The sequence below is a fragment of the Proteus hauseri genome (genome assembly GCF_004116975.1).
GTDB lineage: Bacteria > Pseudomonadota > Gammaproteobacteria > Enterobacterales > Enterobacteriaceae > Proteus > Proteus hauseri.
This window is the reverse complement of record NZ_CP026364.1, coordinates 1,282,677-1,295,103: the sequence shown is the minus strand read 5'-3', so window position 1 is coordinate 1,295,103 and position 12,427 is coordinate 1,282,677. Positions and strand designations below refer to the sequence as shown.

At 40.3% G+C, this 12,427-nt stretch carries 10 protein-coding genes; 2 read left to right on the top strand and 8 right to left on the bottom strand.

Annotated features, from left to right (window positions below):
- Nucleotides 1-80: 80 nt before the first annotated feature.
- From recG to PH4a_RS05860, 6 genes are all read right to left on the bottom strand, one after another.
- Nucleotides 81-2,168: an ATP-dependent DNA helicase RecG gene (recG, locus tag PH4a_RS05885; RefSeq protein ID WP_129038474.1), complete on the bottom strand. Its 2,088-nt coding sequence runs from the start codon at nt 2,166-2,168 to the stop codon at nt 81-83.
- 7 nt (nt 2,169-2,175) lie between these two features.
- Nucleotides 2,176-2,895 (bottom strand): tRNA (guanosine(18)-2'-O)-methyltransferase TrmH, encoded by a 720-nt coding sequence (gene trmH / locus PH4a_RS05880; protein ID WP_064718164.1) that lies wholly within the window; start codon nt 2,893-2,895, stop codon nt 2,176-2,178.
- Nucleotides 2,896-2,897: 2 nt separating this feature from the next.
- On the bottom strand, nt 2,898-5,015 hold the full coding sequence (spoT, locus tag PH4a_RS05875) for a bifunctional GTP diphosphokinase/guanosine-3',5'-bis pyrophosphate 3'-pyrophosphohydrolase (protein ID WP_129038472.1): 2,118 nt from the start codon (nt 5,013-5,015) through the stop codon (nt 2,898-2,900).
- Nucleotides 5,016-5,043: 28 nt separating this feature from the next.
- Nucleotides 5,044-5,319, bottom strand: a complete 276-nt coding sequence (gene rpoZ / locus PH4a_RS05870; protein WP_064718162.1) for a DNA-directed RNA polymerase subunit omega — start codon at nt 5,317-5,319, stop codon at nt 5,044-5,046.
- Between the two features lie 54 nt (nt 5,320-5,373).
- Nucleotides 5,374-5,997 (bottom strand): guanylate kinase, encoded by a 624-nt coding sequence (gene gmk / locus PH4a_RS05865; protein WP_129038470.1) that lies wholly within the window; start codon nt 5,995-5,997, stop codon nt 5,374-5,376.
- Between the two features lie 304 nt (nt 5,998-6,301).
- Complete coding sequence (locus PH4a_RS05860) at nt 6,302-6,919, bottom strand: trimeric intracellular cation channel family protein (protein WP_064718160.1); 618 nt, start codon at nt 6,917-6,919, stop codon at nt 6,302-6,304.
- 136 nt (nt 6,920-7,055) lie between these two features.
- On the opposite strand from PH4a_RS05860, the gene PH4a_RS05855 reads away from it, so the two are divergent.
- On the top strand, nt 7,056-8,342 hold the full coding sequence (locus PH4a_RS05855) for a YidR family protein (protein ID WP_129038468.1): 1,287 nt from the start codon (nt 7,056-7,058) through the stop codon (nt 8,340-8,342).
- 168 nt (nt 8,343-8,510) lie between these two features.
- Here PH4a_RS05855 and glyS read toward each other — a convergent pair whose 3' ends face one another.
- The gene (glyS, locus tag PH4a_RS05850) at nt 8,511-10,583 is read right to left on the bottom strand and encodes a glycine--tRNA ligase subunit beta (protein WP_064718158.1); all 2,073 of its coding nucleotides are present in this window, start codon (nt 10,581-10,583) and stop codon (nt 8,511-8,513) included.
- A 9-nt stretch (nt 10,584-10,592) separates the two neighbouring features.
- Entirely contained in the window at nt 10,593-11,501 is a 909-nt protein-coding gene (gene glyQ / locus PH4a_RS05845) for a glycine--tRNA ligase subunit alpha (protein WP_129038466.1), read from the bottom strand.
- Between the two features lie 237 nt (nt 11,502-11,738).
- On the opposite strand from glyQ, the gene PH4a_RS05840 reads away from it, so the two are divergent.
- Complete coding sequence (locus PH4a_RS05840) at nt 11,739-12,323, top strand: DNA-3-methyladenine glycosylase I (protein ID WP_129038464.1); 585 nt, start codon at nt 11,739-11,741, stop codon at nt 12,321-12,323.
- Nucleotides 12,324-12,427 lie beyond the last annotated feature (104 nt).

Genomic DNA, 12,427 nt, shown 5'->3' with positions numbered 1-12,427 from the left:
TAAGCAAGATGAGCTGACATAGGATAAATAATCGCTGTTAGCGCCCTAACGCAATGCTACAGCGATTAATTATTGATAACCTAAGCTTGGCTATACTGTGTCTTTGCAGGTAGCCAGCGTTCGATTAAGGCTTGTGAGTGCTTAGGATAATGTTGATGTAAATAACGCGCAATTCGTTGTACTTCAGGAATTAGTCCTTGGTCGCGTAATAGGTCGGCGACTTTAAATTCGGCATTTCCGGTTTGTCTTGTTCCTAATAGCTCCCCTGGCCCACGAATTTCAAGATCTTTTTGCGCGATAACAAAGCCATCGTTACTATCTCTTAAAACCTGTAAACGCAATCGCGCTGTCTGTGTTAACGGTGTTTTATAGAGCAGCACGCAATGTGATGCGATAGCTCCTCGACCCACTCGACCGCGTAATTGGTGTAATTGCGCTAATCCTAATCGCTCAGGATTATCTATAATCATTAAGCTGGCATTAGGCACATCTACCCCAACTTCAATAACAGTTGTTGCCACTAACAGTTGTAACCCATTTTCTTTAAATGCAGCCATCACGGCTTGTTTTTCAACGGGTTTCATTCGGCCATGAACTAAGCCTATTTTAATCTCAGGCAGTGCTAGCGTAAGCTCTTCATAGATAACTTGTGCCGCTTGGGCTTCTAAAACCTCTGAATCTTCGATTAAGGTACATACCCAATAGGCTTGGCGTTTTTCTTCTGTACAAGCAAGTCGAATTCGTTCGATGATTTCATCTCGTCGTGTATCTGGAATAGCTACAGTGGTAACGGGTGTTCTACCTGGTGGTAGTTCGTCAATAATCGACGTATCCATATCCGCATAAGCGGTCATTGCTAATGTGCGTGGAATGGGTGTTGCGGTCATGACTAATTGATGAGGATGAAAACCTTGTTCTTCCCCTTTTTTCCATAAAGCAAGACGTTGGTGTACGCCAAAACGATGTTGCTCATCAATAATAACGAGTGCTAGAGAATGGAATTTTACCTGTTCTTGGAAAATCGCATGTGTACCAATAATGATAGAGACTTCACCATTGGCGATAGCATTTTGTTGCGCTTCTCTGGCTTTGCCTTTTTGCTTACCCGCCAACCAACCAACTTGAATACCAAAAGGTTCAAACCATTTTCTAAAAGTTAAAGCATGTTGTTCAGCGAGCAATTCTGTGGGCGCCATTAACGCCACTTGTTTACCGTTAGCAATTGCACGTAATGCGCTTAATGCAGCAACTAATGTTTTTCCTGATCCTACATCACCTTGGATTAATCGCATCATCGGGTAGTTTTTTTCTAAATCCACTTCAATTTCATGTACAACTCGTTGTTGTGCATGAGTTGGTGTGAATGGTAATGAAGCGAGAAATTGTTGTCTCAATGTGGATGATACTGGCATAAATAACGGCTCAGCGCGGTAAGACTGCGCTCCAGCGCGTGCATTTAACATTCCTAAATTATGAGCAAGCAGTTCTTCAATAATGAGACGTTTTTGAGCAGGATGCTGCCCTTTTTCGAGTTCAGTAAATTCAATATCAGGAGGCGGGGTGTGCAACGTTCGTAATGCGTCCGCTAATGGTGGTAAACCATGAATAAATTGCTCAGGAAGTAATTCGTTAATAGCACAAGTATCAAGTAATTCAAGCGCTTGATCAATTAACTTACGTAATGAAGTTTGTCGCAGACCTTCAGTAGTTGAATAAATTGGTGTGAGTGTTTTTTGTAATTCAACATCAGTGCCAGCAACTTTGATTTTATATTCAGGATGAATAATTTCAGGGCCGCGGCTTCCGCGTTTGACTTCACCATACGCAGTGACTTGTTTACCTTGAGCAAGGTTATTTTTCATCGCAGCAGTAAAATTAAAGAATCGTAAGGTGAGAATGCCAGAGCCATCCGAAATTTGGCATGTCATCATTTTACGACGGCCAAAACTGACTTCTGTACGTAATATTTCACCTGAAACGGTCGCAGGAATACCCACAAGTAAGTCGCTTATTGCGTATAGATGAGTTTGATCTTCATAACGTAAAGGAAGGTGAAGAAGTAAATCTTCAATAGTCACTAACCCTATTTTTGCCAGTTTATCTGCCTGACTTGCACCTACGCCGTGAAGAGTGGTTAAGGGGATTGCATCAAGCAGTTTTCCTTTCATGGGAAAGTCACTCCGTCTTTTTTAATTTCCTAAGTTGTTTCTGCGTCATTTGCATCTGTGCCCACCATGAGTCGGGTGCTTCAATTTCACCGCAATCATTAATATAAGGGCGAGTTAATCCTTTACGACGAGAAACTTCAGCTAATACCGGATAGCCGCCTTCAAACAACAAAATTTGCTGTTCTTCTGCTGTTAGGGTGCTTTCTGTCCGATTATACATGCCCGCAGCCTGACGTTGGCGTTGTGCCTCATATAAAATCAGGGCGCTAGCAACAGAAACGTTGAGCGATTGTACCATCCCCATCATGGGAACGATAATATCTTGATCGGCAAGTGCAATGGCATCTTGTGAAATACCCGTTTTTTCTTGTCCCATAATAATACAGGTAGGGCGGGTGTAATCAATGTCACGAAAATCAATCGCTTTATCAGAAAGATGCGTAGCAAGAATTTGCATTCCGTTATTGCGAAATGAAGACACCGCATCAGTAATTGTCGGGTGTGTTTCAACATTCACCCAGCTATTACTACCCGCTGCGGGTGATACCAACATGCGCATTTTTTCTTCAGGCCAAATAGCATGAATTTTAGGAATACCAACAGCATCAGCAGTTCTGATTACGGCCGCAACATTATGGGATTTATGCACTTCTTCAAGGCAAACAGTGAGGTCAGGTTGCCGCATCGCCATCATTTGGCAGATGCGGGCATATCGAATTGGATTCATTATTAATTTTTATTGCGGCTAACGCGTAATACGTCAGGCATGATACGAAGCTTACGCATGATATTGGCGAGTTGGATACGGTCTTTTGCGGTTAATCGTATAAATGCGCAATAAACTCGGCCATCTTTCTCTTCTGTATTCATGCTTTGAATACTTGAGTTTGCATCATTAATAGCAGCAGTTAAATTTGCTAAAGCACCTTGGTGATTTATCATATCGACTTTTATTTCAGTAATAAAATCGCTATCAATATCTTTATCCCACTCAACAGGCATAAATTTTTCAGGTTCTTTTTGGTAGCCACGAATATTACGACAAGATTCATGGTGAATAACTAAACCTTTACCTGGGCTAATATGAGCAACAATGGGGTCACCTGGAATAGGGCGACAACATTTCGCAAACGAGATAAGTACGCCATCAGCACCTTTAATCGGTAATTTCGGTGTTTCGCCATTAGTTGTTGTGGCTTCATCTTGATGTTGTAAATCTAAGAGTAAGTTGCGCGCCACTACGACACTCATTGCGTTACCTAAACCAATCTCAGCCATTAAATCATCGACTGAATGTAGCTTCATTCGCTTTAATTCGCGTTCAATATTTTCAGCTGAAATATCGGCTAATTTACTATTGCCTAAAGCATGGTTGAGTAAACGACGGCCTAGGTTGATGGAGTCTTCGCGTTTTAGATTTTTTAGCAATTGCCTAATTTTGGATCGCGCCCTGGAACTGACGACAAAATTTAGCCACGCTGCATTTGGTCTTGCACCTGGGGCGGTAATAATTTCAACCGTCTGACCCGTACGCAATGATTGAGAAAGCGGATAAGGTTGGCGATCAACTCTAGCACCAACACAAGCATGACCAATATCAGTATGTACAGCATAAGCGAAATCGACAGGAGTTGCGCCTGTTGGTAACTCCACAATGCGGCCTTCTGGGGTAAAAACATAAATTTCATCAGGAAAGAGATCTGATTTTACGTTTTCAATAAATTCAAAAGAACTACCTGCACTTTGTTGTAATTCAAGTAGACTTTGCATCCAACGTTGAGCTCTAACTTGTGCGGTAGTACCAGGTTGCTCACCTTGCTCTTTATAAGCCCAATGTGCTGCAACACCCATTTCAGCCATTTGATCCATATCTTCAGTACGGATTTGCACTTCAACAGGGACACCATGAGGGCCAATTAATGACGTATGCAGAGATTGATAGCCGTTGGCTTTAGGAATTGCAATGTAATCTTTTACCCGACCTGGACGGGGTTTATAAAGACTGTGCATTTGACCTAAGACGCGATAACAGGTATCCACTTCTTTCACGATAACGCGAAAAGCATAAATATCCATTATCGAGTGAAAACGTTGCTCTTTAAGTAACATTTTCCGGTAGATAGAGTAGAGGTGTTTTTCGCGACCGTTAACTTTACACTCAATATGTGCTTCGGTTAAACGTCCGTCTATCTCAGAGAGGATTTTATTAATCATCTCTTTACGGTTACCACGAGCAGCCTTAACGACTTCTTTGATAACTCGGTAGCGATTAGGGTGGAGTGCCTCGAAACCCAGCTCTTCAAGTTCTGTTTTGATATGATGTATACCTAAACGGTGAGCAAGAGGACTGTAGATTTCGAGTGTCTCACGCGCAATACGGCGACGTTTATCTGGGCGTAATGAGCCCAGTGTGCGCATATTGTGAGTGCGGTCTGCCAGCTTGATCAAAATGACGCGGATATCTTTTACCATCGCCATGATCATTTTTCGGAAGTTTTCTGCCTGAGCTTCTTTTTTGTCTCTAAATTTGAGTTTATCAAGCTTAGAAACGCCTTCAACAAGACCTGCAACCGTATTACCAAAAAGGTTTTCGATATCTTGAAACGTCGCAGGTGTGTCTTCGATAACATCATGCAGTAATGCGGCCATCAAGGTTTGATGGTCTAATCGCATATCGGCAAGAATACAAGCCACAGCAACGGGGTGAGTGATATAAGGCTCACCACTTGAGCGAGCTTGTCCCTCGTGGGCATCTCTGGCGACGATAAAGGCTTTTTTTAGTTGTTCTACTTGCTCATCAGGCAAATATTTCTGAACAATTTGATTCAGGCTTTCAAACAGGTACAAGGCAGACCTACCCCTATTTTATAAACGACTAACGACGACCTTCTGCTATCGCTGAAACAGCTTGTAATTCAGCTGCTTCTTGTTCTTGTTGCTCTTGACGTTCACGAGCATCAAGAATTTTGCCGTTGATCAGGCCTTCTTCAATTTCACGTAGCGCGACAACAGTCATTTTATCATTCTCTTCTGGAACTAAAGGATCTTTAGCGCCAATTTGTAACTGACGCGCACGACGTGCAGCGACCAGAACAAGGTCAAAACGGTTACCAATTTTTTCTACAGCGTCTTGAACGGTTACGCGTGCCATATTTGTGTTACTCCACCATTAACGAAATGACTGGGCATAATACTGAAACTTATCTCAGTCTGCCAATAATTTGCTGATTAAATCACCATGTCGTAGCGTTTGACGATCAAGGCGTAATTTTTCAGAGCGAATAATTGATTGTAAATCAGCAAGCGCAGTATTGAAATCATCATTGATGAGCAAATAATCATACTCATTAAAATGATCCATTTCAGATACAGCTTGCGACATGCGTTTTGCAATGACTTCTTCGCTATCTTGTCCACGTCCACGAAGTCTACGATAAAGCTCTTCTTTTGAAGGTGGCAGAATAAAAATACTGCGGGCTTCTGGCATTTTATTGCGAACTTGCTGAGCGCCCTGCCAATCAATATCAAGAAAAACATCAACACCACTGGCTAATATCTCATTGATAACTTTACCCGAAGTACCGTAATAGTTACCAAACACACAAGCATGTTCGAGGAAATCACCGCTTTCGATCATGCTTTTAAATTCGGCTTCAGTGACAAAGAAATAATGTTCACCATGGTTCTCTCCTGGTCGCATTGGACGCGTTGTATGAGAGACAGAAACCTGAGTGTCATATAAAGGCTGTGTTTTTAACAGTGCCTGAATAAGACTTGATTTACCCGCACCGCTTGGGGCGGAAACAATATAAAGTGTTCCTTGGATCATGATGACTTTCTGAATTTGACTGGAGAATTAAGTATAAATACATGTTTAGGGTGCAAGTCCCTGACATATTATACACGTACAACGGATCACATACAGTGTCCATGCTGAATACTGGGCTATTTTTTTCTTATAGCATTATTCTTATGCCAATTTAAACAGGAGAAAAATTAAACTATCTCAATATTAACATACAATTAAAGGCGAAGTGATAGGAATCACCTTTTATCATAATAGGTGGGATAAGTTATATTTTGAGATACACCACAGAATCTACAATAACTACTGTTGTTAAAACCGCGATTAGTTAATCTTGATTCTCATAATTAAATACAGGTAATCCCAGTTTATAACGAATAGCAAGTAAACGAGCAGTTAACCCAGCGACAAGTGTAATAATAATAATAACGTCTTTAGGAAGGGGCGTGTAGAACTGAAGTCCCATATAAAGCCACGCTGCGCCAAAGGCAATACCGGCATAAATTTCTTTTTGGAAAACGAGTGGAATGGTATTACAGAGCATATCTCTTAAAACACCACCAAAAGCACCCGTAATAACAGCAGCAATGGCTGCAATAATGGGGCCATATTCCATATCAAGAGCGATTTGTGCACCAATGATAGAGAAAACCATAAGACCAATGGCATCTAAGATGAGGAATAACCGCTGTAGATGTTTCATCATGGGGGCTACCCACATGGTAATAACAGCAGCACATGCAACAGTGACGATATATTCAGGATGTTTTACCCAACCTAAAGGGTAGTGTCCGAGCAAGATATCTCTTACAGAGCCACCGCCAATTGCGGTTGCTGATGCAATAATGATAACGCCAAAGACATCCATTTTACGACGACCAGCTGCAAGCGCGCCAGTCATGGCTTCTGCGGTAATACCGATAATATAGAGAACACTAAGTAACATGATTTTTTAATTTTCTGACTATTTAGTGAGGATAGAGTAATCACCTTGCGAAAAAGTCTCGACTGAGTTTTTTTAGTGCCAGGTAAAATCAATTAGTTTTTATAATGTGGAAATTTATTTCCCGATAAGGATAAATATGTCTTTTCAGGAACATCAGATTACGTTTGATAGCCGTCATCATCAGTTAACTAATATAAATGTTTGGACACCAGATAGCCAGTGGTTAGTTTATGATGTGCGTCCTAATGGGGGATCTTTTACCGGTCTAACCATAGAAAAAATTCATGCGAAAACAAAACAGCAACAGATCATTTACACAGCTAAAGACGGGGCTTATGCCGGCGTTGTCACTGTAAGCCCAACAGAACCAGTACGTTATGCTTTTATTCACGGGCCAGAAAAGCCAGATGATGAATGGCATTATGATTTTCATCATCGTCGAGGTGTGATTGTTGATGAATCAAAAAATAATCGTGCTGCTAATATTGATGCATGTTCCCTTACATCGCCATATCAAGCAGGTGCATTACGTGGTGGTACACATGTCCATGTATTTAGCCCAGATGGTACGCGCCTTAGTTTTACTTATAACGATCATATTATGCATCAGTTGGGTGACGGGTATGATCAACGCAATGTAGCAGTAGCTGTACCTTTAAAAGCAGTCAATGTTTCAAAATCACATCCTCGTGAATATGATGGAGAATATTTTTGTACTGTTATTAGCCAAACAGTGACTCAGCCACAAAAAGGTAGTGATGAAATCAACAAAGCTTATGAAGAGTGTTGGATTGGAACTCATGGCTATATAAAACAGGATGGTTCACAACAACGTTGGGCTATTGCTTTCATTGGCGATACGGTGAGTGAACAGGGTGATAAAATACCTGAAATTTTTATAGTTGATTTACCTGAGGATAATGCGGATTTTAATATTGAGGGTGATAAGCCTTTGGCAGGAACCGATTTTGCATTACCTGCACCGGCAAAAGGGATCCATCAAGTTAGACTGACTTATACTGCTGATAGAAAATATCCTGGTGTATTAAATCAGCCTCGTCATTGGTTAAGAAGTTCACCACAAGATGGTGCAATTGCCTTTTTAATGAAAGATGATAACGGTGTTGTGCAGTTATATACCGTTTCGCCAAGCACTAAAGAAATAACACAAATCACGTCTCAAGCATGGGATATTCAATCTGCATTTACATGGAATAATAATGGGCAATATCTGACCTTTATTTGCGATAACAGTGTGATGTTATGTAATGCAAAAACAGGTGAGTTAACTCGATTAACCGAAAAAATGGCACAAGCACCAAGTAGCGATGCTGTCGTATTTTCCCCAGATAATAAATATATTGCTTTTATGCGTGATATTGACGGATATCGTCAATTATTTACGGTAGAAACAGGTTTGTAGGTATTTATTATGCTAGAAAAACAGAGTCTATATAACATAGTCTCTGTTAATAAATTAAAAGTGTTTTTGAGTGTAAATAAAAATTTTTATATAAATCTCATTTGAAATAAATAAAAAAACCGGCATTGCTTTTACAATGCCGGTTTACGCTTAATTAAGTTTTACAGATTATTGTAAAACGGAAATATCAGCGACTTTTAAGAATAACTCACGTAACTGACTTAGCATGGTTAAACGGTTAATACGAATGGCTTCGTCTTCATCCATTACCATAACTTTATCAAAGAAGTTATTCACAACATCACGTAAAGAAGCTAATTCAACTAATGCTTCTTGATATTTACGTTCTGCAAATAACGGCGCTAATTTATCTTGTAATACAGCAAGATTAGCCGCTAATTGAACTTCTTCTGGTGCTTTTAATACGGATGCTAATACTTTATCGTTTAATTTAACGTTAGCTGATTTCGCTAAAATATTAGAAACACGTTTATTTGCTTCTGCAAGCGCCGATGCTTCTTCTAAAGAACGGAAGTAAGTTACCGCTTTTACGCGCGCATTAAAGTCTGCTGGTTGTGTTGGGCGGCGAGCAAGCACAGCTTGAATAGTATCAATGCTGTAACCTAGTTCTTGATACCAAGAACGGAAACGGCCTAACATAAACTCAACCACATCACTGACAACATTTTTGTTCGTCAGCTTATCACCATAAAGACGAGCAGCTTCTTGTGTTAACTCTTCAATATCTAACGGTAAATCTTGCTCAACGATAATGCGTAATACACCTAATGATGCACGACGCAGAGCGAATGGGTCTTTATCCCCTTTAGGATGTTGACCAATACCGAAGATACCAGCAAGAGTGTCCATCTTTTCTGCAATAGCCAGTGCACTTGCGACAGGGTTTGATGGTAGCTCATCACCAGCAAAACGTGGTTGATACTGTTCTTTTAGTGCGACTGCCACTTCTTCTGCTTCACCATCATGACGCGCATAATGCATACCCATAACACCTTGGGTATCAGTGAATTCGAAAACCATATTGGTCATTAAGTCACATTTTGATAGTAAACCCGCACGGGTGGCTTTATTAACATCAGCCCCCATTTTGCCGGCAATAAAGCCAGCTAATGCTTGAATACGATCTGTTTTATCACGCAATGTGCCTAAATCTTTTTGGAATAGGACAGTTTCAAGTCGTGGCAAGTTATCTTCTAAACGTTGTTTACGGTCAGTTTTAAAGAAGAATTCCGCATCAGCCAAACGAGGGCGTACTACTTTTTCGTTACCGCTGATAATCTGTTGTGGATCAGAAGACTCAATGTTAGTAACAAAAATAAAGTTTGGTAACAGCGCGCCTTGTTTATCGTAAACAGGGAAGTACTTTTGGTCACCTTTCATGGTATAAACGAGTGCTTCAGCAGGCACTTCGAGGAATTTTTCCTCAAATTTTGCTGTTAACACCACAGGCCATTCAACCAAAGAAGTCACTTCTTCGACTAAGCTATCGCTTAAATCGGCAATACCACCTAATTTTTCTGCGGCAAGACGAGCATCATGCAAAATGATTGATTTACGTGTTTCGTAATCAGCAATTACTTTTCCGCGCTCATACAGAATTTCAGGATATTGATCAGCGTTATCAATAGTAAATTCAGCTTCACCCATAAAGCGGTGACCACGAATAATACGGTCACTTTGGATGCCTAAAATTTCACCATCAATAACGGTATCACCTAATAATAAGGTAACAGTATGAACTGGGCGGACAAAGTGAGTGTCCTTATCGCCCCAGCGCATTAGTTTTGGAATTGGCAGTTTAGATAATGAGTTGCTTACCATGCCAATAAGCAAATTATTAACAGCTTCGCCTTTTACTTCCGCGCGATAAAATAGCCATTCGCCTTTGTCTGTTGATAAGCGTTCAGCTTGATCAACAGTGATGCCATTACCTCTTGCCCAACCTTCAGCTGCTTTTGTTGCTTTACCCTCAGCATCAAAAGCTTGTGAAATAGCAGGGCCGCGTTTTTCAACGATTCTATCTGCTTGCGATTTAGCAAGGTTAGCCACTTTGATAGCTAAACGGCGAGGCGCTGCAAACCAAGTGACATCACCATGAGCAACGTTGGCGTTATCTAATTCAGTCGTAAAGTTGGCAGCAAAAGATTCGGCTAAAGAACGAAGCGCTTTCGGCGGTAACTCTTCTGTGCCGATTTCCACAAGGAAAGTCTCAGTTGTCATGATAGCCTCTTAGTCCTTTTTACACATAGGGAAACCAAGCGCTTCACGAGAGGCATAATAAGCCTCAGCAACCGCTTTGGTTAAAGTACGGATACGTAAAATATAGCGCTGACGCTCTGTCACAGAGATAGCTTTACGTGCATCCAATAAGTTAAAGGTGTGTCCTGCTTTTAAAATTCGTTCGTAAGCAGGTAAAGGCAGAGGTTTTTCTAACGCTAACAACTCGCGAGCTTCTTTTTCATATTGCTCAAAGCAAGAGAATAAGAAATCCACATCAGCATATTCAAAGTTATAAGTAGATTGCTCAACTTCATTTTGATGATAAATATCACCATAAGTGGTTTTGCCTAATGGGCCATCGCACCAAACTAAGTCATAAACACTATCTACACCTTGAATATACATCGCAAGGCGTTCTAAACCGTAAGTAATTTCGCCAGTCACTGGTTTACATTCTAATCCACCGACTTGTTGGAAATAGGTAAACTGAGTGACTTCCATGCCGTTGAGCCAAACTTCCCAGCCTAAACCCCAAGCACCCAGTGTTGGGTTTTCCCAGTTATCTTCAACAAAACGAATATCGTGAATAGTTGGATCTAAACCGAGTTCTCTTAATGAACCAAGATAGAGCTCTTGGATATTATCTGGAGAAGGTTTAATGATAACTTGGAATTGGTAATAGTGCTGTAAACGGTTAGGGTTTTCACCGTAACGTCCATCAGTCGGACGGCGTGAAGGTTGTACATAAGCCGCTGCAATAGGCTCAGGACCTAATGCTCGTAAACAGGTCATTGGGTGTGACGTACCTGCACCAACTTCCATATCTAATGGTTGGACAATGGTACAGCCTTGACGAGCCCAGTAATCCTGTAGTGTCAGGATAAGCCCCTGAAAGGTTTTGGTATCAAACTTTTGCATGTTATATCCGCATGGCGATACATAGAATAAAAAGAAAGGTTTCAGTATACCTTCTAGACGAAAGATATACAGCAAGGAATGCTGGCAATTTTTCTTCGATTAAAAAAATAATACCTTAATCTTATTCATGACTATGCTCAAATAATTAGATTGATTTTTTATTCACTTATTTACATGTATATATATACAGTATATAAAATGGTGATATTAATAGTTGTTTAAAACAAGGAATAAAAAATGAGTAAATCGCGCTGTGATTGGGTAACGAGTGATCCTGAATATCTTGCTTATCATGACAATGAATGGGGTGTGCCAGAAAAAAATAAAAATAAATTATTTGAGATGCTTTGCCTTGAAGGACAACAAGCAGGATTATCTTGGTATACCGTTTTGAAGAAGCGCGAGGGATATCGTCGCTGTTTTTTTGAATTTTCACCAAACAAAATTGCTGCGATGACAGAAAAAGATGTCGAAGCACTATTACAAGACCCTTCTATTATTCGTCATCGCGGTAAAATTAATGCCATCATCAATAACGCCCGTATTTTTCTGGCGATGGAAGAGCAAGGCGAAGATTTCAGCGAATTTATTTGGCAATTTGTTGAAGGCCAACCGATAGTGAATCAATGGGATGATATTTCACAAGTTCCTGCTTCAACTGAAATATCAGATAACATGGCGAAAGTATTAAAGAAAAAAGGATTTAAATTTGTTGGTACCACAACTTGTTATGCGTTTATGCAAGCCGTAGGTCTGGTAAATGACCATATTCTTTCTTGTTTTTGCCGACTATCGCCAGAGAATATAGTGAATAAGAAGTAATAATTTAGCTGAGTTATCTATAGTTTAGATTATTGATGGTTTTCTATTTCAATATTTACCTTCGTGTTGATATTGCTGTTCAATTATCCCAACTTTAACTATTG

Bases quoted from the DNA above. Each gene is read 5' to 3' on its own strand.
- recG (WP_129038474.1), bottom strand. From the start codon at position 2,168: ATGAAAGGAAAACTGCTTGATGCAATCCCCTTAACCACTCTTCACGGC.
- trmH (WP_064718164.1), bottom strand. From the start codon at position 2,895: ATGAATCCAATTCGATATGCCCGCATCTGCCAAATGATGGCGATGCGG.
- rpoZ (WP_064718162.1), bottom strand. From the start codon at position 5,319: ATGGCACGCGTAACCGTTCAAGACGCTGTAGAAAAAATTGGTAACCGT.
- gmk (WP_129038470.1), bottom strand. From the start codon at position 5,997: ATGATCCAAGGAACACTTTATATTGTTTCCGCCCCAAGCGGTGCGGGT.
- PH4a_RS05860 (WP_064718160.1), bottom strand. From the start codon at position 6,919: ATGTTACTTAGTGTTCTCTATATTATCGGTATTACCGCAGAAGCCATG.
- PH4a_RS05855 (WP_129038468.1), top strand. From the start codon at position 7,056: ATGTCTTTTCAGGAACATCAGATTACGTTTGATAGCCGTCATCATCAG.
- glyS (WP_064718158.1), bottom strand. From the start codon at position 10,583: ATGACAACTGAGACTTTCCTTGTGGAAATCGGCACAGAAGAGTTACCG.
- glyQ (WP_129038466.1), bottom strand. From the start codon at position 11,501: ATGCAAAAGTTTGATACCAAAACCTTTCAGGGGCTTATCCTGACACTA.
- PH4a_RS05840 (WP_129038464.1), top strand. From the start codon at position 11,739: ATGAGTAAATCGCGCTGTGATTGGGTAACGAGTGATCCTGAATATCTT.